At 59.2% G+C, this 21,992-nt stretch carries 23 protein-coding genes and 5 tRNA genes; 13 read left to right on the top strand and 15 right to left on the bottom strand.

Features of this window, described 5'->3' with window-relative positions:
• The first annotated feature begins 49 nt into the window (after positions 1 to 49).
• Genes KGA83_RS11485 through KGA83_RS11470 form a run of 4 tightly spaced genes read left to right on the top strand, consistent with a single transcriptional unit; the run spans position 50 to position 2,935 of the window.
• A complete protein-coding gene (locus tag KGA83_RS11485; protein ID WP_115947709.1) occupies positions 50 to 1,519 on the top strand; it encodes a PAAR domain-containing protein in 1,470 nt (489 codons plus the stop codon).
• Entirely contained in the window at positions 1,516 to 2,133 is a 618-nt protein-coding gene (locus KGA83_RS11480) for a hypothetical protein (protein ID WP_223529762.1), read from the top strand. The genes KGA83_RS11485 and KGA83_RS11480 overlap by 4 nt, the downstream gene beginning before the upstream one ends.
• Complete coding sequence (locus KGA83_RS11475) at positions 2,130 to 2,324, top strand: hypothetical protein (protein WP_223529761.1); 195 nt, start codon at positions 2,130 to 2,132, stop codon at positions 2,322 to 2,324. The genes KGA83_RS11480 and KGA83_RS11475 overlap by 4 nt, the downstream gene beginning before the upstream one ends.
• On the top strand, positions 2,321 to 2,935 hold the full coding sequence (locus tag KGA83_RS11470; protein WP_223529760.1) for a hypothetical protein: 615 nt from the start codon (positions 2,321 to 2,323) through the stop codon (positions 2,933 to 2,935). The genes KGA83_RS11475 and KGA83_RS11470 overlap by 4 nt, the downstream gene beginning before the upstream one ends.
• Positions 2,936 to 3,049: 114 nt before the next feature.
• On the opposite strand, the gene KGA83_RS11465 is transcribed toward KGA83_RS11470, so the two are convergent.
• The 10 genes from KGA83_RS11465 to gltX form a co-directional block, all read right to left on the bottom strand.
• On the bottom strand, positions 3,050 to 3,496 hold the full coding sequence (locus KGA83_RS11465; protein WP_108217792.1) for an Hsp20 family protein: 447 nt from the start codon (positions 3,494 to 3,496) through the stop codon (positions 3,050 to 3,052).
• A gap of 130 nt (positions 3,497 to 3,626) precedes the next feature.
• On the bottom strand, positions 3,627 to 4,586 hold the full coding sequence (locus KGA83_RS11460) for a tRNA dihydrouridine synthase (protein ID WP_108217793.1): 960 nt from the start codon (positions 4,584 to 4,586) through the stop codon (positions 3,627 to 3,629).
• Positions 4,587 to 4,780: 194 nt separating this feature from the next.
• Entirely contained in the window at positions 4,781 to 5,215 is a 435-nt protein-coding gene (locus KGA83_RS11455; protein ID WP_223529759.1) for an acyl-CoA thioesterase, read from the bottom strand.
• 49 nt (positions 5,216 to 5,264) lie between these two features.
• Positions 5,265 to 6,098 (bottom strand): alpha/beta fold hydrolase, encoded by an 834-nt coding sequence (locus KGA83_RS11450; protein WP_223529757.1) that lies wholly within the window; start codon positions 6,096 to 6,098, stop codon positions 5,265 to 5,267.
• A gap of 29 nt (positions 6,099 to 6,127) precedes the next feature.
• Positions 6,128 to 6,667, bottom strand: a complete 540-nt coding sequence (locus KGA83_RS11445; RefSeq protein ID WP_108217796.1) for a TetR/AcrR family transcriptional regulator — start codon at positions 6,665 to 6,667, stop codon at positions 6,128 to 6,130.
• A gap of 185 nt (positions 6,668 to 6,852) precedes the next feature.
• Positions 6,853 to 6,928, bottom strand: a tRNA-Glu gene (locus tag KGA83_RS11440).
• 80 nt (positions 6,929 to 7,008) lie between these two features.
• Positions 7,009 to 7,084, bottom strand: a tRNA-Ala gene (locus tag KGA83_RS11435).
• Between the two features lie 53 nt (positions 7,085 to 7,137).
• A tRNA-Glu gene (locus KGA83_RS11430) sits at positions 7,138 to 7,213 on the bottom strand.
• Between the two features lie 79 nt (positions 7,214 to 7,292).
• Positions 7,293 to 7,368 (bottom strand) — tRNA-Ala (locus KGA83_RS11425).
• Positions 7,369 to 7,626: 258 nt separating this feature from the next.
• Positions 7,627 to 9,108, bottom strand: coding sequence for a glutamate--tRNA ligase (gltX, locus tag KGA83_RS11420; RefSeq protein WP_108217797.1), 1,482 nt, complete (start codon positions 9,106 to 9,108; stop codon positions 7,627 to 7,629).
• Positions 9,109 to 9,327: 219 nt separating this feature from the next.
• On the opposite strand from gltX, the gene KGA83_RS11415 reads away from it, so the two are divergent.
• Together KGA83_RS11415 and KGA83_RS11410 are read left to right on the top strand one after the other, a co-directional pair.
• Positions 9,328 to 10,416, top strand: a complete 1,089-nt coding sequence (locus KGA83_RS11415) for an HlyD family secretion protein (RefSeq protein ID WP_115947704.1) — start codon at positions 9,328 to 9,330, stop codon at positions 10,414 to 10,416.
• Between the two features lie 49 nt (positions 10,417 to 10,465).
• On the top strand, positions 10,466 to 11,956 hold the full coding sequence (locus KGA83_RS11410; RefSeq protein ID WP_177413254.1) for an MDR family MFS transporter: 1,491 nt from the start codon (positions 10,466 to 10,468) through the stop codon (positions 11,954 to 11,956).
• A 103-nt stretch (positions 11,957 to 12,059) separates the two neighbouring features.
• Here the strand turns inward: KGA83_RS11410 and uvrB are convergent, their stop codons facing one another.
• Entirely contained in the window at positions 12,060 to 14,075 is a 2,016-nt protein-coding gene (gene uvrB, locus KGA83_RS11405) for an excinuclease ABC subunit UvrB (protein ID WP_115947703.1), read from the bottom strand.
• On the opposite strand from uvrB, the gene KGA83_RS11400 reads away from it, so the two are divergent.
• The 3 genes from KGA83_RS11400 (at position 14,074) to KGA83_RS11390 (ending at position 16,049) form a co-directional block, all read left to right on the top strand.
• Complete coding sequence (locus tag KGA83_RS11400; protein WP_158273955.1) at positions 14,074 to 14,223, top strand: hypothetical protein; 150 nt, start codon at positions 14,074 to 14,076, stop codon at positions 14,221 to 14,223. The genes uvrB and KGA83_RS11400 overlap by 2 nt on opposite strands.
• Positions 14,224 to 14,410: 187 nt before the next feature.
• Positions 14,411 to 15,607, top strand: coding sequence for an amino acid aminotransferase (locus tag KGA83_RS11395; RefSeq protein ID WP_108217801.1), 1,197 nt, complete (start codon positions 14,411 to 14,413; stop codon positions 15,605 to 15,607).
• Between the two features lie 232 nt (positions 15,608 to 15,839).
• Positions 15,840 to 16,049, top strand: coding sequence for a hypothetical protein (locus KGA83_RS11390; RefSeq protein ID WP_108230030.1), 210 nt, complete (start codon positions 15,840 to 15,842; stop codon positions 16,047 to 16,049).
• On the opposite strand, the gene KGA83_RS11385 is transcribed toward KGA83_RS11390, so the two are convergent.
• Entirely contained in the window at positions 16,046 to 16,276 is a 231-nt protein-coding gene (locus KGA83_RS11385) for a hypothetical protein (protein ID WP_116582050.1), read from the bottom strand. The two genes, KGA83_RS11390 and KGA83_RS11385, sit on opposite strands and share 4 nt — an antisense overlap.
• A 227-nt stretch (positions 16,277 to 16,503) precedes the next feature.
• Between KGA83_RS11385 and KGA83_RS11380 the strand changes: the two genes are divergently transcribed.
• The 3 genes from KGA83_RS11380 to KGA83_RS11370 all read left to right on the top strand — a co-directional run bounded on the left by KGA83_RS11380 (position 16,504) and on the right by KGA83_RS11370 (position 18,608).
• Positions 16,504 to 16,579: transfer RNA gene (locus KGA83_RS11380), tRNA-Asn, on the top strand.
• A 545-nt stretch (positions 16,580 to 17,124) separates the two neighbouring features.
• Positions 17,125 to 17,457 carry a carboxymuconolactone decarboxylase family protein gene (locus KGA83_RS11375; RefSeq protein ID WP_223529756.1) on the top strand — a complete coding sequence of 111 codons (333 nt, stop codon included), beginning with the start codon at positions 17,125 to 17,127 and terminating at the stop codon, positions 17,455 to 17,457.
• Positions 17,458 to 17,501: 44 nt separating this feature from the next.
• On the top strand, positions 17,502 to 18,608 hold the full coding sequence (locus tag KGA83_RS11370; protein WP_115947699.1) for an alkene reductase: 1,107 nt from the start codon (positions 17,502 to 17,504) through the stop codon (positions 18,606 to 18,608).
• A 105-nt stretch (positions 18,609 to 18,713) separates the two neighbouring features.
• Here the strand turns inward: KGA83_RS11370 and KGA83_RS11365 are convergent, their stop codons facing one another.
• From KGA83_RS11365 to KGA83_RS11355, 3 genes are all read right to left on the bottom strand, one after another.
• On the bottom strand, positions 18,714 to 19,487 hold the full coding sequence (locus tag KGA83_RS11365; RefSeq protein WP_263292587.1) for a type 1 glutamine amidotransferase: 774 nt from the start codon (positions 19,485 to 19,487) through the stop codon (positions 18,714 to 18,716).
• 67 nt (positions 19,488 to 19,554) lie between these two features.
• Entirely contained in the window at positions 19,555 to 20,442 is an 888-nt protein-coding gene (locus KGA83_RS11360; protein ID WP_223529754.1) for a dihydrodipicolinate synthase family protein, read from the bottom strand.
• A 41-nt stretch (positions 20,443 to 20,483) separates the two neighbouring features.
• Positions 20,484 to 21,266 carry an aldolase gene (locus KGA83_RS11355; protein ID WP_223529753.1) on the bottom strand — a complete coding sequence of 261 codons (783 nt, stop codon included), beginning with the start codon at positions 21,264 to 21,266 and terminating at the stop codon, positions 20,484 to 20,486.
• Positions 21,267 to 21,400: 134 nt separating this feature from the next.
• Here KGA83_RS11355 and KGA83_RS11350 point away from each other — a divergent pair, with 134 nt between their 5' ends.
• Positions 21,401 to 21,937, top strand: coding sequence for a helix-turn-helix domain-containing protein (locus KGA83_RS11350; protein WP_108217810.1), 537 nt, complete (start codon positions 21,401 to 21,403; stop codon positions 21,935 to 21,937).
• The last annotated feature ends 55 nt before the right edge of the window (positions 21,938 to 21,992 follow it).

The following is a 21,992-nucleotide window of genomic DNA, read 5'->3' as shown; positions in this document are numbered from 1 at the left end:
CCTCACCTAGCGTGCTCGTCCCTGCAGATAACACAAGGACAAATCAGGCATGAGGCGCTATCACATCACCGTCGGGGCCAAAACCACTGCCGACGGCACCGTGCGTACCGGCTGGGACTGCAGCACGATCAATGGCCAGGCCATGGCCCGCGAAGGCGATGAGGTCGATTGCCCGAAATGCGACAGCACCGGGACGATTGTCTGCGACGGCCCGCGTCTGGTGGACCTGTTGGAGGAGCGTAACGCCGCTCTGGACGGTGATCTGTGCAAGTGTAAGTGCGACCCACCGCCGCGGCTGATTGCCAACCAGACCCTCAGGTGTCAACAGATCGAGGGAGGCTTCGCGCCGCGTGCCCGATCCACCGCTCAACCCACGACGCCGGTCACGCCTCGCCCTTCGACAGCCGAACCTCGCCCTTCCAGCCTCACGTCGCCCCCGAGCCGTCCTGCAACGAGCGCCAGCGAACGGCCGGGACAGGCCTGCGAGAATCTCTGGCGCAGCTACCAGCAAAGGGTCGAAAAGGTCGTGGCGCCGGGCGGCCAGCTGATCACCGATCCGAAAACACGCAACAAGGCGATCAATGCCGCCTACGCCCAGCTGTGGCGCCACGATCCGCGTTTTCAGTGGGCGGGCCTGGCGGCCTTTGCCTCCAAGCAGGTGGGCTGCGGCCTGCTGCACGCGGCCGAGTCGGTCGAGAAGATGCAGGCTGAAACAGAGGCGATGCAGCAGTTGAGGGACAGCGCCAGGCAAGGACTGGTGGGGTTGCTCAGCGGCACTGAGCGCGAAAAGCGGGCGACGATAAAGGCGTATGAACAGCGTCAACGCGACTACGAACAGGCCAACCGTGACAACCCGGTGTGGGGCTTCACCCATTGGGGTGTCGACAGTGCGCTGCCCCTCGCGCAACGGATGTACCGGTTCGTGCACGAGATGCTGGCCATGGGCAATACCACGCTGTTCCTGGATGTGTATCCGTTGCATGTGTTTTATGCGGAGCGGGGGTTGGCGGCGTTGAAGGCTTGTCTGCCTTCGCGTAGCAAGATTTACGGGCAAGGTGAACACCCGGTGCTATGGCCGGTGGGGCAGGAAACGCTGGAGTTCGGTACTGAACAGAGGGAAATCCTCCTGGCCTTCGAGGCGATCGATGCTGGCAATATTGCCGAAAGTGTTGAACATCTTGCCAAGCACGAACAGGTCAACATCCTGCAACCGGCGATGTACGATGACACTGGACTGAAATGGTTGTTGCGCGGTAACCATTTCTCCTACGTCACCAACTTTCCTTCCGGGGCGGCTCAGGCCATTGAACTGACCCTGGCCAGTCAGTGCCGTCCCGTCGAGGACGGGCGCACCATTGGGTTTAGCAACTTTCCCTTCGCCGACCTGGCTGACGTCGAGCGGCGCATGGCCTTCGTGCTCAAAGCCGCGGCGCAGTTTGATGATTTGCTGCAAAGCGACCAGCGCGACCACATTGTGCAGTCGATTCGGGAGATTGCCGTCGGTGGTGGCGTGCGATGAGCCTGCTGCATCGTGTGGGCTGGTGCCGCTGCTTATTGATGCTGGCAGTCGCGGCCCTCCTGACAACAGCGGCGATTCAATCCCTGTCGGATGAACCGGAAATCGCCTTGATGATTGGCGAACCGTACGAAGCCATGCGCCAGCGCTCTAGCGCAAGCATTGGCTCAGCTATTCCTGGTCACGCATGGTTCCGTATTCCGAAATCCGATGCTCGTCTGCGCTTCATTGATCCCAAGTACGGCTTTGTAACCCCACTGGCCCGCTTCTTCACAGTGGGGTTCGGTCGCGATCAGCGGATCGACGGCGTCCGCATGTCCCCGCAAATCGAGCCGCTGCTGCTCGACGACACCCTCAAGGTCGTGCTGGATTTGCAGGAGCAATGGCGCAATGCCGGCTGGGTACCCATACGGATCGAGGAGTTCCCATCGTTCGCCGACACCCCGCAATGGCGTGTCAAATTACGGGACGTGAACCAAGGCGGCAAAACCTATTGGCATGCGGGCAACCAGTATCAAGTAATGCTGGTGGTTAATCGCTTCAAGGATTACAGGCATCCCACCGAGGAACGCTATCTCATCAAGCTGTCACTGGCCACGCCGTGGACGAATCCTTGAACCTGTGTATTGAGGACGGGCGCACCATTGGGTTTAGCAACTTTCCCTTCGCCGACCTGGCTGACGTCGAGCGGCGCATGGCCTTCGTGCTCAAAGCCGCGGCGCAGTTTGACGATTTGCTGCATAGCGACCAGCACGACCAGATTGAGCAGTCGATTCGGGAGATCGCTCTAAGTGGAGGAGTGCGATGAGTCTGTTGCATCGTGTGGGCTGGCGCCGCAGCTTCTCGTTGCTGGCAGTCGCGGCCCTCCTGACAGCAGCGGCAATTCAAGTCCTGTCGGATGAACCGGAAATCGCCCTACTCATTGGCGAGCCTTACGAGGCTATGCGTCAGCGCTCCAGCGCGGCCATCGGTCCGGCTATTCCCGGGCAGGTGTCGTTCAACATTCCAAAGACCGATGCCCGTCTGCGTTTCATGGATCCCGAGTACGGCTTTATAACCCCGCTAGCCAGCTTTTTTACGATTATTTATAACCAAGAGGTGATCAACAGCGTCCGCATGTCCCCGCAAATCGAGCCACTACTGCTCGACGACACCCTCAAGGTCGTACTTGATCTGCAAGAGCAATGGCGTAAAGCCGGCTGGGTACCCATCCGGCTCAAGGACTACCCATCGTTCGCCGACACCCCGCAATGGCGAGCCCAACTGCGCGACGTCAACAAAGGCGGTACAGCCTATTGGCGAGCCGGTAACAAGTACCAACTGATGCTGGTGGTCAGTCGCTTCAGGGACAACAAGCGTCCCACGGAGGAGCGCTACCTCATCACGTTGGGAATCCACCGATCACGGGGCGTGCAATGATTATTTTGCAGTGCATGGGGCTGGACTTGAGTCAAAAAAAGACCCCGACAAGTCGGGGTCTTTTCGTTTCGGCCGGCTACCTGATCAATCACACGACCCGGCTTCGGGCTCGACTCAGTGTTGCAGAGCCTTCTTCTGCGTGCCGTTGATCGGGATGCGCTTGGCTTTCGCCTCTTCCGGTACCACTCGCAGCAGGTCGATGCTCAACAGACCGTTGCTCAGGCCGGCAGCCTTGATCTCGATGTGGTCCGCCAGCCGGAAGGACAGTTTGAAGGCACGTTGCGCAATGCCCTGATACAGATAAGTGACGTCTTCGTTCGCATCGCGTTTACCGCCACTGATCGTCAGCACACCCTTCTCGACTTCGAGCTCCAGATCTTCTTCCTGGAAACCTGCCGCGGCAATGACGATGCGGTATAGATCGTCGCCGTGTTTTTCCACGTTATAGGGTGGATAGCTGCTGCCTGGCTCGTTGCGCAGGGCGGTCTCGAACAGATCGTTGAAACGGTCGAAACCTACCGAGGAACGGAACAGTGGGGCCAGGGAAAATGTAGTAGCCATGATTCAAATCTCCTGAAAACAATCAGCAAGGTTTTTTGTCTCCGCGACCCGAATTCGGCATCGCGTAATCCTTAGATAGGGACCGCTGATTGCATTTCAAGAGATTTTTTTCAGCTTTTTTTAAAAAAATTCAGGCCGCTTCCGCCACGGGCAGACCTAGCAAATGCGAGACATTATCCAGCTCGGTCTCACGGCGCAGCACGGTGAACAGCTCTACCGCCTCGGGATAATTGCGGGTCAGCATCGCCAGCCATTGCTTCAAGCGACCCGGCGATTGACGCGGCGTCATCTGCGCCTTGGCTTGCAGCCAGAAGTCCTGGATCAGTGGCAGCAACTCGGCCCAGGTCATCTCGACTACCTCCTCCCCGGCCCGCGCTGCCGCGATCTGCCGGGCGAGATCCGGGCGCGACACCAGGCCACGACCGAGCATGATGTCTTCCACGCCGCTGATCTCGCGGCAACGCCGCCAGTCTTCGACGCTCCAGATGTCGCCATTGGCGAACACCGGCACCTTGACCACGTCCTGCACGCGAGGGATCCACTCCCAGTGCGCTGGCGGCTTGTAGCCGTCGACCTTGGTCCGCGCGTGCACCACGATGTGCTCGGCGCCGCCTTCGGCCAGGGCCGTGGCACACACCAGCGAACCGTCCGGGCTGTCGAAGCCCAGGCGCATCTTGGCGGTGACCGGAATGTGTGCGGGGACGGCGCGGCGGACGTGTTCGACGATCTGGTTGAGCAGCTCGGGTTCCTTGAGCAGCACCGCGCCACCACGGGACTTGTTGACGGTCTTGGCCGGGCAGCCGAAGTTCAGGTCAATCACTTCAGAACCCAGCTCGCAGGCCAGCGCGGCATTTTCCGCCAGGCACACCGGATCGGAACCGAGCAGTTGCACACGCAGCGGCACACCGGAGGCCGTCCGGGCGCCGTTGAGCAACTCCGGGCCGAACTTATGGAAATAGGCAGGTGTCAGCAACTGGTCGTTGACCCGAATGAACTCGGTCACGCACCAGTCAATACCACCCACGCGGGTCAGCACATCGCGCAGGATGTCGTCGACCAACCCCTCCATGGGCGCCAAGGCAATTTGCATGAAAAACACACTCGAGGAAAAACGTGCGGCAGTTTACTGGTTTCAGCAGGACTCTGCAGAACATCGCAGATCCCCCCTGTAGGAGCAGCCGGTCGACGCTCGATTGCTCGCGAAAAACCTGAGACCACCGTGGGGAGCCAGGCCGGTCGCGTTATCGTTGACGACCATCGCGAGCGAGCTCGCTCCTACATTGGTTAGAGCGATAGCAATGCCGGGCCATAGCCCTCGACGAACTCCGCCGGCATGCGCTTGGGTTTGCCGCTCGACAGCTCGATACAGACGAAGGTGGTTTGCGCGCGCAGCAAGGTCGAATTGTCGCTGGGTCGCTTCAACTGGAAATGCCGGGTCATTCTCAGACGCTGATCCCAATCGACAATCCAGGTCGCCAATTGCAGCTCATCGCCTTCATAGGCTGCCGCCAGGTAATCGATCTCGTGGCGCACCACTGCCATCGCCCGGTCCAGCCGCCGGTATTCGACCAGGTCCAGGCCAAGGCGCTGTGAGTGGCGCCAGGCACAGCGTTCGAGCCAGGTCACGTAGGCCGCGTTGTTCGCGTGCCCCAACCCGTCAATGTCCTCGGCGTCCACCTGCAGATCAATGATAAATGGCGTTTCCCGATCCCAGCCCATGCCCGACTCCCTGGTCAGATAATTTCGACCGGGGCAGTGTAACGGATGCTCAAGCGGATTGGCGCGATTGCAGACGGCGACCGGCCAGCAGTGATAACACGCCATCAATCACCCGAGGGTCAGCCAGCACCCGCTGATGCCCACCCTCTTGCAGGCGCAGCAAACGGCTGTCGAACCAGGCTTCATGGATCAGCTGAGACTCCTTGACCGAGACCATGCTGTCATCTTCGGCGTGGACGATCAGGCCAGGCATATCCAGCTGATAGTGAGCGACATCCAGCGTCGCGGCGCGCATGCTGACGTCTTGCTCGACCTGGCGAATGAACGCCGAACGGGCTTTCGGTGGCAGTCCGACGTAGCGGGCGAATCCACGCAACACGCCCAGAATCCGCGCCGGGGCGGCGATGCTGACCAGGGTTTCCGTGCGCAGGCCCAACTGCACCGCCAGCATGGCGCTGGCGCCCCCCATGGAGTGGCCGATGACCGCTTGCAGTGGCGGCAATTCGGCGGCGGCTTCGAGCATGGCACGAGCAAAGAGCACCACATTCGCCTCGCTGCCCGGCGAGCGGCCGTGAGCCGGACCATCCAGCGCGACCACGGAGTAACCGGCATCGACCAATGCCGTGATCAGGCTGGCAAACTGCGTTGGCCGCCCTTCCCAACCGTGCATCAGCAACACGGCCGGGCCTTGCCCCCAACGCAACGCCGAGAGGCCGAAACGCAAGGTGATCCGCTCGGACTTCGCCAACAGCGGCAGCTCCCAGTCACGGGGCGGCAGATCCCGCGGTGTCATGAAGGCCAGTCGCATTTTGCTAGCGACCAGTTTCGGGGCAAACCAGCCCAAGGTGCCATTAACGCCACGAACCCACTTTAACGCGCTCATCGCATTCTCCTCAGGCCGCAGCCCTCAGGTCAACGCACTGCCGATTTGGCGGCACGCAGTAATCGATCGGACAACTCTCCCGGCCCCAGCGCCCGCGCCAGAGCCAGCCCACCCACCATCAAGGCCAAGTCGGCCAGGGCTTTTTCGGTTTCTTCAGGACTGGCCGCCAACTGCGCAACCATCATTTCGACGTGTTCATTCAATGCAATACGAAACGCTTCCGGCAGCCGTCCCAGTTCACCGACCGATGCCGGGATCGGGCACGCCGATTCGGAGGAATCACGGTGCTTGCGCGACAGGTAAAACGCTGCCACCAGAGTGCGGCGCTCTTCGCCGGTCAATTCCTTGTCCATGTCGGCAATCAGGTCGCGGCGGTGACCGAGCAATTGCTTGAACGCCTCCAGCATCATCGCGTCCTTGCTTTCGAAGTGTGCGTAGAAGCCGCCGACCGTCAGGCCCGCCGCGCCCATCACTTCGCCCACGCTTGGCTCGGCCGGGCCGCGCTGAATCAGCGCTGCGCTGGCAGCCTTGAGGATGCGTTCGCGGGTTTGAGCTTTTTTATCGTTCATCGTTGCCTCCGAATATTACGATTGAAATATTATTCTCATAATAAATTTTAGCAAGCCATGGGTGTGACCGCTGGTCTGAAGAACAGTTTTTTTGGAAATGGAGGAATTTGGCCAAACGCCAGACAAACAAAAGGGCCATTCAATAATTGAATGACCCTTATAAAATCCCGCAGAGCGGGTAATCGTGGCGTCCCCTAGGGGACTCGAACCCCTGTTACCGCCGTGAAAGGGCGGTGTCCTAGGCCACTAGACGAAGGGGACACAAACCCTTCTATACAACTGATCAGTGCTGAGAGCTGATCGATTCAAGGCCGGTGTGGCCAGACCTTGAACTGTAAAATTGGTGGAGCTAAGCGGGATCGAACCGCTGACCTCCTGCATGCCATGCAGGCGCTCTCCCAGCTGAGCTATAGCCCCGGATTTTTCGCCTCGCGGCGGAGCGACATCTTGCAACATCGCTTCTGTAAAACTGGCGTCCCCTAGGGGACTCGAACCCCTGTTACCGCCGTGAAAGGGCGGTGTCCTAGGCCACTAGACGAAGGGGACGCAAACCCTTCTGTACAACTGATCAACGCTGAGTGTTGATCGCTCCAAGGCCGGTGTGGCCAGACCTTGAAGTGTAAATTGGTGGAGCTAGACGGGATCGAACCGTCGACCTCTTGCATGCCATGCAAGCGCTCTCCCAGCTGAGCTATAGCCCCTCATCGTTGATGTCATCGCTGAGGACGGGGCGAATCTTAAGGGCGTATCGAAAGTCTGTCAAACTTATTTTTCAAAAAATTTAAAGTTTTTTGCCGACATAACAATCACTTACCGCCCTCGCCCCGAAAAATCGGGAGGTTTTCGCAGAACGCGGACCTGTAGGAGCTGCCGCAGGCTGCGATCTTTTGATCTTGCTTCTGAAAGCCAACGTCAAAAGATCGCAGCCTGCGACAGCTCCTACACAAGGTCAAATGCTCTTAGGCGATAGCGCCCAACAGCTTTTCCCACTCCTTGTTTTCTTTCTTCGACACGCCGCCCAGCAGATCGATCGCCTGGCGCAGACGGAAACGGGTCAGGTCCGGCCCGAGGATTTCCATCGCATCGAGCACCGACACCGAGCTGGCCTGGCCAGTGATCGCAGCGAACATCAGCGGCATGGCATCACGCAACTTCAACTCCAGGGACTCGACCACCGCTTGAATGGTCGCGGTGATGCTGTCCTTCTCCCACTGACGCAGGCTTTCGAGTTTCCACAGGATCAACTGCATCAACTGGCGGACCTGATCGCCCGACAGCTTCTTCGATTCGAACAGTTTGACATCGGGGTTCACGCCACCGGCAAAGAAGAACCCGGCCAGCGGTGCCACCTGGCTGAAGGTTTCGACGCGGCCCTGCACGTGCGGTGCGATCTTCATCATGTATTCGGAATTGAACGCCCACTTCTGCACGCGGGCGGCGAACTCTTCCACCGGCAGGTCACGCAGCCACTGACCGTTGAGCCAGGACAGTTTCTCGATATCGAAGATCGGCCCGCCGAGGGACACGCGCTTCAGATCGAAGTTGTCGACCATTTCCTGCAACGAGAACTTCTCGCGCTCGTCCGGCATCGACCAGCCCATGCGCCCCAGGTAGTTGAGCATCGCTTCGGGCATGAAGCCCATGCGCTCGTAGAACGTCACCGAAGTCGGGTTCTTGCGCTTGGACAGCTTGCTCTTGTCCGGGTTACGCAGCAGCGGCATGTAGCACAGCTCCGGTTGTTCCCAGCCGAAGTACTCGTAAAGCAGGATCAGCTTCGGCGCCGATGGCAGCCACTCTTCGCCGCGCAATACATGGGTGATGCCCATCAGGTGATCGTCGACCACGTTGGCCAGGAAGTACGTCGGCAGGCCGTCGGTCTTCATCAGGACTTGCATGTCCATGCGGTCCCACGGGATTTCAACGTCGCCACGCAGCATGTCCGGCACCACGCAGACGCCTTCGCTCGGCACCTTCATGCGGATAACGTGCGGCTCACCAGCCGCCAGGCGACGGGCGACTTCTTCCTTGGACAGCAGCAGCGCGCGGCCGTCGTAGCGCGGGGTTTCGCCACGGGCCATCTGCTCGGCGCGCATCTGGTCCAGTTCTTCGGCGGTGCAGAAGCACGGGAACGCATGGCCCAGGTCGACCAGTTGCTGGCAATACTTCTGATAAATATCGCCGCGCTCGCTTTGACGGTATGGACCGTGCGGGCCGCCGACGTCAGGGCCTTCGCTCCATTCGATGCCGAGCCAGCGCAAGGCGTCGAAAATCTGCTGTTCGGACTCGCGGGTCGAACGCAGTTGGTCGGTGTCTTCGATCCGCAGGATGAACTCACCGCCGTGCTGCTTGGCAAAGCAGTAGTTGAACAAGGCGATGTAAGCGGTACCTACGTGGGGATCCCCGGTAGGCGATGGCGCGATGCGAGTGCGGACGGTGGTCATGGCATGTCTCGAAAAGAAAAAAAGCAAAGTTCAAACAAGGCGCGAATGGTAACAGGCGACACCCGCCCGGCTCCAGCGAACAGGGCATTTAAGCCAAGGTTGCGGCTGTAACGCCCGTATGCCGCGGATATCGGCCGACGGCATTTACCGTTTATCGGCTGTATGCCAGATTCACCTGCCGATAACTTCTCTTACAATTTCTCGACTACAGTTTTCCTCATGCCTGCCCAACTCAAGCGTCGCCTCTTCACCTTCCTGCTGATGGTCCTGTTGATTGCGGGGGGCCTGTTTGCCCACTGGTTCTTCAAGGGGCGCTTTTATGAAAGCACCGACAACGCTTATGTCCAGGGCGAGATCACCCGTGTGTCGAGCCAATTGGGCGCGCGCATCGACCAAGTGCTGGTGCAGGACAACCAGCATGTCGAGAAAGGCCAGTTGCTGGTCAAACTCGAAGGCGACGACTTCCGCCTCGCTGTCGACCGCGCCAATGCCGTCCTGGCCACTCGCCAGGCCGAGCGCCTGCAAGCCCAGAGCAAACTGACCCAGCAGGCCAGCCTGATTGCCGCCAGCGAAGCACAAGTCGCGTCCAGCCAGGCCAGCCTGGGTCGCTCGCAGATCGACCTGACTCGCGCCGAGACCTTGCGCAAACCCGGCTATGTCTCGGAAGAGCGGGTGACCACCCTCTCCGCCGAATCCCACATCGCCCGCTCGCAACTGGCCAAGGCCCAGGCCGACGCGCAAAGTCAGCGCCAGCAGGTCAATGCACTGACCGCCGAGATCAAACGTCTCGACGCACAGATTGCCAACGCCGAAACCGATCGGGCCCAGGCCGAGCTGAACCTCACCCGCAGCGAAATCCATGCGCCCATCAGCGGCCTGATCGGCCAGCGCGCTGCACGCAACGGCCAATACGTGCAGGCCGGCGCTTACCTGTTGTCGATCGTGCCGGACGAAGACATCTGGATTCAGGCCAATTTCAAGGAAACCCAGATCGGCCACATGCAGCCCGGCCAGAAAGCCGAGCTGACCTTCGACGCCTACAGCGACACTCCGATCGAAGCCCGGGTCGACAGCCTGTTCGCCGCCTCGGGCGCGCAGTTCAGCCTGTTGCCGCCGGACAATGCCACGGGCAACTTCACCAAGGTCGTGCAGCGGATTCCGGTAAAACTGACCTTCGCCGCGGACAACCCGCTGCGCGGCAAGATTCGTCCGGGCATGTCGGTGACCGCCAAGGTGAACATCAAGGACGCCCCTGAAGATGTCACCAGCAAAGTGAGCAGCAAAGACGCCACTGACAATGGCCGGTGATCAACTGATCCGCCCGGTCGGCGAACCGACCCGGCGGGACTGGATCGCGGTGATGAGCGTGATGCTCGGCGCCTTTATGGCGGTGCTCGACATCCAGATCACCAACTCCTCGCTCAAGGACATCCAGGGTGCGCTGTCGGCGACCCTGGAAGAAGGCTCGTGGATTTCCACCTCGTACCTGGTGGCGGAAATCATCATGATTCCGCTCACCGCCTGGCTCGTGCAGTTGCTGTCGGCGCGACGCCTGGCCGTGTGGGTGTCCCTCGGGTTTCTAGCGGCCTCCCTGCTCTGCTCCATGGCCTGGAGCCTGGAAAGCATGATCATGTTTCGCGCCTTGCAGGGCTTTACCGGCGGCGCGCTGATTCCGCTGGCGTTCACCCTGACCCTGATCAAACTCCCGGAACACCACCGCGCCAAGGGCATGGCCATGTTCGCCATGACCGCCACCTTCGCCCCCTCCATCGGTCCGACCCTCGGCGGCTGGCTGACGGAAAACTGGGGCTGGGAATACATCTTCTACATCAACATCCCGCCCGGCCTGATCATGATCGCCGGCCTGATGTACGGCCTGGAGAAGAAAGAAGCGCACTGGGAATTGCTGAAAAGCACCGACTACACCGGCATTCTCACCCTTGGCGTCGGGCTTGGTTGCTTGCAAGTGTTTCTGGAGGAAGGCCATCGCAAGGACTGGCTGGAGTCGAACCTGATCGTGACCCTGGGCAGCATCGCGCTGGTCAGCCTGATCACCTTTGTGATCGTACAGTTTTCCAAACCCAATCCGCTGATCAACCTTGGCATCCTCGGCAACCGCAACTTCGGTTTATCCAGCATTTCCAGCGTCGGAATGGGGGTCGGGCTGTACGGTTCGATCTACCTGCTGCCGCTGTACCTGGCGCAGATCCAGAACTACAACGCCCTGCAGATTGGCGAAGTGATCATGTGGATGGGCGTGCCGCAGCTGTTTCTGATCCCGCTGGTGCCCAAGCTGATGAAGTTCGTCTCGCCGAAATGGCTATGCACGCTGGGCTTCGGGCTGTTCGGGTTGGCGAGTTTCTCGTCGGGCGTGCTGAACCCGGACTTTGCCGGGCCGCAGTTCAATCAGATCCAGATCATCCGCGCCCTGGGCCAGCCGCTGATCATGGTCACCATCTCGCTGATCGCTACTGCCTACATCCTGCCCCAGGATGCGGGATCGGCATCGAGCCTGTTCAACATCCTGCGCAACCTCGGCGGCGCCATCGGCATCGCCCTGCTCGCCACGCTACTGGATGCGCGGACCAAGGTTTACTTTGACTACCTGCGTGAATCGATCGTGCCGAGCAATCCGCAGGTGGCCGAGCGCATTGCCTCGTTGACCGACCGACTGGGCAGTGAAACGGCGGCACTGGGCAAACTCAGCGAAATTGCGCATCAACAGGCGTCGATCATGGCCTATAACGATGCGTTTCATTTTGTCGGGATTGCGCTGGGGATCAGCATGCTGGCGGTGTTGCTGACCAGGAAGTTGCCGGTGGGGTTGAAGGCTGGGGAAGCGCACTGAGACCGAGTTGCCCCAATCGCGAGCAGGCTCACTCCTACAGGGATCACATTGAACCCTGTAGGAGCGAGCCTGCTCGCGATGAGGCCAGTTCAGACACTACAAATCAAACAGTGATCAACCGCTCGCGCAACTTGGTAATCTCGTCACGCATCTGCGCCGCCGCTTCGAACTCCAGGTCCCGGGCAAGCTGATACATTTTCTCTTCCAGGGCTTTGATACGCTTGGCGATCTCGCCCGGCGAGCGCAATTCCGCTTCGTACCTGGCGTTTTCCTCGGCAGCCTTGGCCATGCCTTTGCGCTTCTTGCTGCGCGAACCGGGCACGGTGGCGCCTTCCATGATGTCGGCAACGTCCTTGAACACGCCTTTGGGCGTGATGCCATTGGCCAGGTTGAAGGCGATCTGCTTGTCGCGACGACGCTCGGTTTCACCGATCGCCCGCTCCATGGAACCGGTAATGCGGTCGGCATAGAGAATCGCCCGGCCATTGAGGTTACGTGCCGCCCGGCCAATGGTCTGGATCAGCGAGCGCTCGGACCGCAGGAAGCCTTCCTTGTCGGCGTCGAGGATCGCTACCAGCGAGACTTCCGGCATGTCCAGACCTTCACGCAACAGGTTGATGCCCACCAGCACATCGAAAGTACCGAGACGCAGGTCGCGGATGATCTCGACCCGCTCCACGGTGTCGATGTCCGAGTGCAGATAACGCACGCGCACGCCGTGGTCGGCCAGGTAATCGGTCAAGTCTTCGGCCATGCGCTTGGTCAGCGTAGTGACCAGCACCCGCTCCTCGACTGCGACGCGCTTGGTGATTTCCGACAGCAAGTCATCGACCTGGGTCAGTGCCGGGCGGATCTCGATTTGTGGGTCCACCAGCCCGGTCGGGCGCACCACCATGTCAATGACGCGCCCGGCGTGTTCGGCTTCGTAGTTCCCCGGCGTCGCCGAGACGAAAATCGTCTGCGGGCTGATGCTTTCCCATTCGTCAAAACGCATCGGCCGGTTGTCCAGGGCCGAAGGCAGGCGGAAACCGTATTCCACCAGCGTCTCTTTACGCGAGCGGTCGCCCTTGTACATGGCGCCAACCTGCGGAACGCTGACGTGGGATTCGTCGATCACCAGCAAGGCATCGGCCGGCAGGTAATCGTAAAGGGTTGGTGGCGCCGCGCCGGCTTCGCGGCCGGACAGATAGCGCGAGTAGTTTTCGATGCCGTTGCAGTAACCCAGTTCGAGGATCATCTCCAGGTCGAAACGGGTGCGCTGCTCCAGGCGTTGGGCTTCCACCAGTTTGTTGTTGGAACGCAAGTATTCCAGGCGCTCCTGCAACTCGACCTTGATCCCTTCGACCGCGCCCATCAGGGTTTCCCGTGGCGTCACGTAGTGGCTCTTGGGGTAGAAGGTGAAGCGCGGCAGTTTGCGAATGACTTCGCCGGTGAGCGGATCGAACGCCGAAAGGCTTTCCACTTCATCGTCGAAGAGCTCGATGCGGATCGCTTCGAAATCGGATTCCGCCGGGTGGATATCGATCACATCGCCACGCACGCGGAAGGTCGCGCGGGCAAAGTCCATGTCGTTGCGGGTGTATTGCAGGTCGGCCAGGCGTCGCAGCAATTCACGCTGGTCAAGCCGGTCGCCGCGATCCACGTGCAACACCATTTTCAAATAGGTTTCCGGGCTGCCCAGACCGTAGATGCAAGACACCGTGGTGACGATGATCGCGTCCTTGCGCTCCAGCAATGCCTTGGTCGCCGACAGACGCATCTGTTCGATGTGGTCGTTGATCGACGCATCCTTCTCAATGAAGGTGTCCGAGGACGGCACGTAGGCTTCCGGCTGGTAGTAGTCGTAGTAGGAAACGAAATACTCCACCGCGTTGTTCGGGAAGAACGCCTTGAACTCACCGTACAACTGCGCCGCCAGGGTCTTGTTCGGCGCCAGCACCAGGGTCGGGCGCTGCACCTGGGCGATCACGTTGGCGATGCTGAAGGTCTTGCCCGAGCCGGTCACACCGAGCAGCGTCTGGTGCGCCAGCCCGGCTTCGATGCCCTCGACCATCAGGCGGATGGCTTCCGGCTGATCGCCGGCGGGCTCGAAACGGGTGACTAGCTGGAATTCAGACATGAAAAACCTCTGGATCACTCTTGCCGGCAAAACCGGCACGAACGAGAAAGACCGCAAACGACCGATGTCGCCCGAGGAAAATACTGGATTGTGCTCAATGTGGAGCCGATTGCCCGCGCTTTCAAGGCAAACGTCCTACATCCCTTGAAGTCTTTGACGCTGGCATTCGACTAACGGTCGAAAAATAATCGGAAAAACTTAACCGAAAAGCCGATTCGTCTGTCGCCATCACTCGCGGATGGCCTCTATACTAGCTCCCCGTTTGTGCACCGCTCTAGTGCATTCGGCTGGAGCGCGACACGTCCCTCCACTCTCCATTCAGAGCCGCCGCAAAAATGAGCCTGTTCTCCGCTGTCGAAATGGCACCACGCGATCCAATCCTGGGCCTCAACGAAGCATTCAACGCCGATACCCGTACCAACAAGGTCAACCTGGGAGTCGGTGTTTACTGCAACGAGGAGGGGAAAATTCCACTCCTGCGCGCCGTTGTCGAAGCCGAAACCATTCGCGCCGCTCAACACGTTTCCCGTGGCTACCTGCCAATCGACGGTATCGCCGCCTACGACCACGCCGTGCAGAAATTGCTGTTCGGCAATGACTCGCCGCTGATCGCCGCTGGCCGCGTCATCACCACCCAGGCCGTTGGCGGTACGGGTGCTCTGAAAATCGGTGCCGACTTCCTCAAGCAACTGCTGCCGAACGCCGTTGTGGCAATCAGCGATCCGAGCTGGGAAAACCACCGCGCGCTGTTCGAAACCGCGGGTTTCCCGGTGCAGAACTACCGCTACTACGACGCCGCGACCCACGACGTGAATCGCACCGGCATGCTGGAAGACCTGAAGGCGCTGCCAAACGGCTCGATCATCGTGCTGCACGCCTGCTGCCATAACCCGACTGGCGTGGACCTGAGCCCGGCCGACTGGAAAAACGTCCTGGAAGTCGTTAAAGCCAAAGGCCACGTGCCATTCCTCGACATGGCGTATCAAGGTTTCGGCGATGGCATCGACGAGGACGCCGCTGCCGTGCGTCTGTTCGCCGAGTCGGGCCTGACCTTCTTCGCTTCCAGCTCGTTCTCCAAATCGTTCTCGCTGTACGGCGAGCGCGTAGGTGCCCTGTCGATCGTCAGCGAATCGAAAGAAGAAAGCGCGCGCGTGCTGTCGCAAGTCAAACGCGTGATCCGCACCAACTACTCCAACCCGCCGACCCACGGTGCCAGCGTTGTCGCTGCAGTGCTGAACAGCCCGGAACTGCGCGCCCAATGGGAGGCCGAACTGGCCGAAATGCGTCTGCGCATTCGTGGCATGCGCACCCAGATGGTCGATCTGCTGGCACAAAAAGCGCCTCAGCGCGACTTCAGCTTCGTCGGTCGTCAGTGCGGCATGTTCTCGTACTCCGGCTTGAGCGTTGAGCAGGTTCACCGCTTGCGCAACGAGTTCGGCATCTACGCCCTGGACACCGGCCGCATCTGCGTGGCCGCGCTGAACCAGAGCAACATCAAGGCCGTTACGGATGCCATCGTTCAGGTGATCTGAATCGCGTCGTGATACGAAAAACGGGAAGCCATGGGGCTTCCCGTTTTTTATTTGTCGCAGATAAATCTCAAAGCCTTGTCCCACCCCTCTAAACTGCACACATCTACCCTGTAGGAGCCGGCTTGCCGGCGATGGCGGTCGATCCACCAACAGCAATGTTGACCGTTATGGCCTCTTCGCTGGCAAGCCAGCTCCTACAGGTTGTCTTCACCCGGATGTTTCGAGAACCCACATGAAAAACGATGACCTTCGCGCTGACCGCGATGACCTGGATGACCTGGATCACTTCACCCCCCGCGCCCCGACAAAACGCGGCAACAACCTGGTGATGCAAGTGGCCGCCGGTGTGTTTCTCGGCGGCCTGGCCCTGTGGCTGGTGCAATTGGGTGCCACGGCGCTCTACGCCAAGCTGATGGTTGCCACGATTACCTTCGGCGGTTAAGCCAGTTCGCTCGCACGCTGGCTGGCAGCGTCGTCATAGGCGACATACAGCGATTCGGCGATCTGACTCTTGATCGCCTTGGTGCTTTCCAGCCCCAGGACGAAACCTTCCGCCTTGCCGCCAGCGCGGTTCAATGCTTCAGCGGTGCCGGCCTGAGTGATGGCGTCGAACAACTTTTCGGCGTGGGGGCCGACACCTTTGGGCAGGCTGATCTGAGAGATGCTCATGGGTGCACCCCGTGGTGTCGAGGTGTGAGGGTCAAATGATTCATGGCGCATACCTTTTCGGCGAATGGCCGGCAGCGCGTGTCACCACTTCCGGGCGGCCATGGTAGACCCCTGGGGCGATCCTGGTAACCGCCAATCGCCGCTAAACCACCGCCCGTCCCGATGATTCGCTCCCATTGTTATTAGATGCTTGACTTCCCTTTTTGAATCAGTAAGATACGCGCCATTCCGCGATAGCTCAGTTGGTAGAGCAAGTGACTGTTAATCACTGGGTCCCTGGTTCGAGTCCAGGTCGTGGAGCCATACAAGGTTCCAGAGAAGGCTTCCAAAATCTCTGAAACCACCGAAAAACCCGCCTTCTCAGGCGGGTTTTTTCGTTTTGGCGTTCCGTGGAATCCCGGTGGGCGATGGTACGACCCGCGACGCTTTGATCGATGCCCACTTCAGATCATTGCCTTCCCCCTACCCAACTGCCCTGCAGCAACCTATCCAAACGTGGCCATTTCCTTGCGCCAACCTGCGCAGCCTCCACCCGCCCACGTCTTCGGAAGTGTTCAGGAGGCCAGATCATGAGATGCCCAAGCTCCCGGTCGTAAGGAGCCGAAAGTCCCGCGTTAGTGGACAACCCTCACAGGTCGCAGGGGCCTTGATCCCTGATAACACTCAACAGTCCAGCAATCGTCACCTCCATGAAGCGATTTCCCCATTATTCGGGAGCAAATTATCAATACCTTCGATTGCGTTGATAGTGAACATCAGCACGAGCACTTTGTTTGCCTACCAACTGGATGGTAGTTTATTAGCAAGTTTTAGATAACTGCAATCAACACCATCCCTGTGAGAATCCCATGCAAGATTGGAAGCAAACCCGCAAAGACATCAATACTCGCCTGGTAGAACTAAACGGCCTGTCTCCGGAAACAATGAAAGGCATGGCGGCGCTCGGCGCTGCCGGTGGCAAGACCAATCACCTGGACGCGAAGACCCGGGAACTGATCTCCCTCGCCGTGGCCGTGACCACCCGCTGCGACGGTTGCATCGCCTTCCACGCCGCCGAAGCCAGGAAACTTGGCGCCACCAGTGAAGAAGTCGCCGAAGCACTGGGCGTGGCAATCAACATGAACGCCGGTGCCGCGTTGGTGTACAGCACACATGTGCTGGACGCATTCGATAAGTCGTAAATCAAACGCTGACTTTCAACCTGTCAACGACTTCGAGACTCATCATGAATAAGCTGCTCACCCCTTACGATCTGTCCGGTACTGCGCTGAAAAACCGGGTCGTCATGGCCCCCATGACCCGCACCCGGACGCTAGACAACATCCCTGACGAGTTCACCGCGCTGTATTACGCACAGCGTGCTTCTGCTGGTCTGCTGATCACCGAAGGCCTGCCGATTTCCGACGAAGCCCGTGGCTACCTGTACACCCCGGGTATTTATGCCGACGAACACTTGCCAGGCTGGCGTCAGGTCACCGACGCGGTGCACGCCAAGGGCGGGAAGATCTTCGCGCAGTTATGGCACGTTGGCCGTATGTCCCATATTTCGGTGCATGGCATGGTTCCGGTTTCTTCGGGTACTCAGCCGGCGGTCGATACCACGGTATATGCCTGGATCGAGCCTGGCGAATCCGGTCCTGTGCAACCCAGCGTGCCCCGTGCGCTGGAAACGGATGAAGTGAAACGTGTCATCGCTGACTTTGTGAAGTCTGCGCGTATGGCGATGGAGGCCGGTTTTGACGGTGTTGAAATCATGGCCGCCAACGGGTTCCTGTTCGATCAGTTCCTCAGCAGCGCCTTGAACACCCGTACCGACCAGTACGGTGGCTCGATCGCCAATCGCCAGCGCTTTCTGCTGGAAACCATTGACGCGATTTCTGCCGAAATCGGCGGCTCGAAGATTGGCGTACGGTTCTCGCCGTTTGGCCGCCTGTATGACTTTGGTGTGTACGAAGGTGAAGCACAAACCTGGATGAGCATGGCGGCAGCGCTTAATGAACGCGAGCTGGCCTACGTCCACCTGAACTACCAACCGACCATCGTCGCCGCTGAAACGCCGCCGGGGTTCGGCGCCGCATTCCGTGAAGCCTACAAGGGCACCTTGATGGCCGCCGGTGGGTTTAACCAAGCCCTCGCTGAGTCGGAACTGGTTAAAGGTGAACTCGACTTGATCGCCTTCGGTACTGCCTACATCGCCAACCCGGATCTGGTGGAGCGCATGCAGAACGGCTGGCCACTGGCAGAGGGCGACCGCGCGACTTACTACGGTGTCAGCGATCGCATTGCCAAGGGTTACACCGACTACCCGGAATACGTTGCAGCCAAAGCCTGATTATTTGCACGGCCATGACCGGCTGAGAACGACCCAATATAGCGGCCTGTCGTAGCTGGCACACAAACGCCACTGCCTCCCAAACAGCGACGTTGTCTTGAGTCGTTACTCGGCCTGGTAATCGGCAACGAGCTTGTCCAGAAATACGAATAGCTGCTGGTTCATCTCATCGTAATCGTTAGCCCGCAACGCGGCGGGTTGCTGAACAAAACGCCGGTCAGTGAGCGTTATCAGTTCCGCCTCCGATGCCTGGATCAGCAGTTCCACGACGTCTTTGGTGAGTTCCATATGGCATTGAAAGCCGTACACCAGTGGGGTGTATTCAACGATTTGACGCGGGCAGCCCTGGCTGTACGCAATCACCCTGGCGTCCAGGGTGAGCCCCGGCATGTCGTTGTGCCAATGGCCGACTTCCAGGGTTTCCCCGAAGTGCGAAAACTTCGGATTAGCCAAACCCTCTTGGGTTAAATAAATCGGGAATTTGCCAATTTCCTTTTCGGGGCTGTGGTTGAACGTGGCACCCAGTGCTTCCCCGATCAATTGCGACCCCAGACAAACTCCAACCACAGCCCGTCGGGCCGAGATGGCTTTGCCAATGAGTTCCCGCTCGGCCAAGGCATTGAAATGCGGGCATTGCTCCAGCGTAGTCGCCGGATCTTGCGGGCCACCCAACACCACCAGAAGGTCGAACGATTCTGCGGTATCTGGCAGGACATCATGTTGGTAGACGCGGGAATAGGTGGCTTGATAACCGCGAGCGTTTACCCAGTCCTCAAATGCACCGGGTGCTTCGAAGGACTCGTGCATCACGAAATGGACTTTCAACGTTTTACCCTCGGCTTCCAGATATTCAGGTCTATGGTGATCGCGCTTGCGCAATCACCAAAATAACAACGCTCGCTGCCCTGTAGGCAGCGAGCACCTCATACGCTGCGTCGACCAGCGACTACGATGCCAACTCGTCCAGCAGCCCTTTCAGGAAGATGCAACCTTGAGTATCGAGCGGCTGAAGTGGAAGGCGGGGGCCGCCGACGTCAAGCCCCTGCATCTTCAAACCTGCCTTGATAGTGGTCGGCAGGCCACGACGAGTGATGTATTCCAGCATTTCGTACTGTCGATAAAACAGCGTACGGGCTTCTTCCAGCTTTCCACACTGCACGGCATCCCAGAGCGCCAGGTTCAGCTCGGGAATGAGGTTGGGGGCGGCGGTACACCAACCCGTGGCACCGGCAACCAAGGCCTCCAGGGCCAACGGGTTGCAGCCGTTGTAGAAGGCCACCTTGCCATCTGTTGCCTTGAACAGGCGGTGCATGCGTTGAATGTCGCCAGTGCTTTCCTTGACCATGGTGACATTCTTCACTTCGCTCAGAATGCGCAGGATCAGATCGACCGACAGGTCAGTGCCGCTGGTGCCTGGGTTGTTGTAGAGCATGATCGGGATGTTGATGGCTGCACCTACAGCCTTGAAATGATCGACGATTTCCGTATCAGTCAGCTTCCAGTAAGAGACCGGAAGCACCATCACAGCCGTGGCACCACAAGATTCAGCCAGTTGGGCACGCTGTACGGTACGGGCAGTGGTCAGGTCTGAAACGCTGACTACAGTCGCAACTCGACCAGCAATCTGTTCCTGGCTGAAGCGGACAACCGACTCCCATTCGCTATCGGAAAGATAAGCGCCCTCTCCGGTACTCCCCAGAGGGGCGATGGCATGCACGCCGGAAGCGATCAGCCTATCGATGGATTGCCCCAAGGCGACCAGATCCAGTGAGCCGTCGACTGCGAATGGAGTGATGGTGTAGCCGATAACGCCGCGAATTACAGAAGTAGACATACAGGCACCTTTGCCGTTTCTATGAATGAGTGGATGCATGGTCAGGCCAGGCAGTCGCCATGGGCACGCAGTGCGCGCCGTGCGTAGTAGTTGAATGCAGCACCGTGACGTTTCGGGGTGGAGATCCAGTCGTGAGCTTCTTTGCCTAACGCTTCAGGAATGGGGCGAATCTCCCCTGCGCTCATGGCCAACAATTGCATCCTGGCCGCACGTTCGAACAACAGCGCCAGCACGCAGGCCTCTTCAATCGAACCACCCGCAATCAGCAAGCCATGGTGGGAGAGCAAGATGGCGCGCTTGTCACCGATAGCCTTGGAAATAAGCTCGCCTTCTTCATTGCCCACCGGGACACCTGGCCAATCCTTGAGAAAGGCGCAGTCGTCGAAAAGCGGGCAGATGTCCATATGGGAAACCGCGAGCGGAACTTCCAGCATCGACAGCGTGGCGCTGTGCAGTGGGTGCGTATGGATGACGCAATTCACGTCCGGGCGGGCCCGGTAGAGCCAGCTGTGAAAGCGATTGGCAGGGTTCGCCATGCCTTGACCCTTAAGCACTTTGAGGTCTTCATCGACCACCAGCAGGTTCGACCCGCAAATCTCGTCAAAGCCCAGGCCCAGGCGCTGGGTATAATAGGTGCCCGGCGTTTCGGCACGGGCGGTGATCTGCCCGGCCAGCCCTGAATCATGGCCGCCGTCAAAAAGAATTCGGCAGGTGAGTGCAAGCTTCTGTCTCGGGGTATATTCGTTATCGATCAGCGCAGTCACCATTTGCTTCTCAGCGAGGGTGACGAGTTGATCCTTCGGGGTCTGCATGGTCGTGGTCACGGTCAGCACCTGGTCGAAAACAGTTCAAGTTGCCAAGGAGTCGCTGCAACGACCCTCAAGGACACAGAGTGATCCTAATGACACCTTGTGTCATAATCAAGCCAAGTGTCATTATTTTCAAGGAACAGCGTTGGATGGCGGTACAGCTGAGAATTTTGCGTAAGAAGATGGGGATAACCCTGGAGCAGCTGGCCGGGCAAACCGGATTGACCAAGAGCTACCTGTCGAAGGTGGAGCGAGGTGTGAGTTCGCCCTCCATTGCGGTGGCGCTCAAGCTGGCCAAGGCATTGAATGCCCAGGCTGAAGAGTTGTTCAGCACCGAAGCGGTGCCCGCCGAAGGCTACAGCCTGGTGCGACGCCAGCAGCGCGAGGCCAATGAAGGTGGTGTACCAGCGGCTCACGTACCGCTGGCGCGCCATATTGGTCATCGGGCGTTGTTACCATTTCTGGTCTATCCGCCACGCTCGTTTGGCCAGTCCGCCTTCAAGGAACACTTGGGAGAGGAGTTCATCTACGTGGTTCGTGGCCGTGTCGAGGTCGATTTCGGTAACGAACGGCAGACCCTGGATGAAGGTGACGCCCTGCATTTCAATGCGCAGAAATCTCACCGTTTGCGCACGGTTTCTGACGAGCAAGCAGAGTTGCTCGTAGTCGTACATAGCTCGGATTAGGCGCCAGGGTTCGATCAGATCCGGGTGCCACGCGTCCTCAAGGCATTCAAATAAG

The organism is Pseudomonas sp. GL-R-19 (genome assembly GCF_019956375.1).
GTDB lineage: Bacteria > Pseudomonadota > Gammaproteobacteria > Pseudomonadales > Pseudomonadaceae > Aquipseudomonas.
The sequence above is the reverse complement of the archived record's forward strand: the minus strand, read 5'-3'. Positions and strand labels throughout refer to the sequence as shown.

What these genes read in the sequence shown, in the direction of transcription:
- KGA83_RS11390 (WP_108230030.1), top strand. Translation starts at nt 15,840, where the DNA reads ATGAAAAACGATGACCTTCGCGCTGACCGCGATGACCTGGATGACCTG.
- KGA83_RS11460 (WP_108217793.1), bottom strand. Translation starts at nt 4,586, where the DNA reads ATGCAAATTGCCTTGGCGCCCATGGAGGGGTTGGTCGACGACATCCTG.
- KGA83_RS11360 (WP_223529754.1), bottom strand. Translation starts at nt 20,442, where the DNA reads ATGTCTACTTCTGTAATTCGCGGCGTTATCGGCTACACCATCACTCCA.
- KGA83_RS11350 (WP_108217810.1), top strand. Translation starts at nt 21,401, where the DNA reads ATGGCGGTACAGCTGAGAATTTTGCGTAAGAAGATGGGGATAACCCTG.
- KGA83_RS11415 (WP_115947704.1), top strand. Translation starts at nt 9,328, where the DNA reads ATGCCTGCCCAACTCAAGCGTCGCCTCTTCACCTTCCTGCTGATGGTC.
- KGA83_RS11445 (WP_108217796.1), bottom strand. Translation starts at nt 6,667, where the DNA reads ATGAACGATAAAAAAGCTCAAACCCGCGAACGCATCCTCAAGGCTGCC.
- KGA83_RS11370 (WP_115947699.1), top strand. Translation starts at nt 17,502, where the DNA reads ATGAATAAGCTGCTCACCCCTTACGATCTGTCCGGTACTGCGCTGAAA.
- KGA83_RS11470 (WP_223529760.1), top strand. Translation starts at nt 2,321, where the DNA reads ATGAGTCTGTTGCATCGTGTGGGCTGGCGCCGCAGCTTCTCGTTGCTG.
- KGA83_RS11375 (WP_223529756.1), top strand. Translation starts at nt 17,125, where the DNA reads ATGCAAGATTGGAAGCAAACCCGCAAAGACATCAATACTCGCCTGGTA.
- KGA83_RS11450 (WP_223529757.1), bottom strand. Translation starts at nt 6,098, where the DNA reads ATGAGCGCGTTAAAGTGGGTTCGTGGCGTTAATGGCACCTTGGGCTGG.
- uvrB (WP_115947703.1), bottom strand. Translation starts at nt 14,075, where the DNA reads ATGTCTGAATTCCAGCTAGTCACCCGTTTCGAGCCCGCCGGCGATCAG.
- KGA83_RS11480 (WP_223529762.1), top strand. Translation starts at nt 1,516, where the DNA reads ATGAGCCTGCTGCATCGTGTGGGCTGGTGCCGCTGCTTATTGATGCTG.
- KGA83_RS11455 (WP_223529759.1), bottom strand. Translation starts at nt 5,215, where the DNA reads ATGGGCTGGGATCGGGAAACGCCATTTATCATTGATCTGCAGGTGGAC.
- KGA83_RS11485 (WP_115947709.1), top strand. Translation starts at nt 50, where the DNA reads ATGAGGCGCTATCACATCACCGTCGGGGCCAAAACCACTGCCGACGGC.
- KGA83_RS11395 (WP_108217801.1), top strand. Translation starts at nt 14,411, where the DNA reads ATGAGCCTGTTCTCCGCTGTCGAAATGGCACCACGCGATCCAATCCTG.
- KGA83_RS11400 (WP_158273955.1), top strand. Translation starts at nt 14,074, where the DNA reads ATGAAAAACCTCTGGATCACTCTTGCCGGCAAAACCGGCACGAACGAG.
- gltX (WP_108217797.1), bottom strand. Translation starts at nt 9,108, where the DNA reads ATGACCACCGTCCGCACTCGCATCGCGCCATCGCCTACCGGGGATCCC.
- KGA83_RS11465 (WP_108217792.1), bottom strand. Translation starts at nt 3,496, where the DNA reads ATGGCTACTACATTTTCCCTGGCCCCACTGTTCCGTTCCTCGGTAGGT.
- KGA83_RS11385 (WP_116582050.1), bottom strand. Translation starts at nt 16,276, where the DNA reads ATGAGCATCTCTCAGATCAGCCTGCCCAAAGGTGTCGGCCCCCACGCC.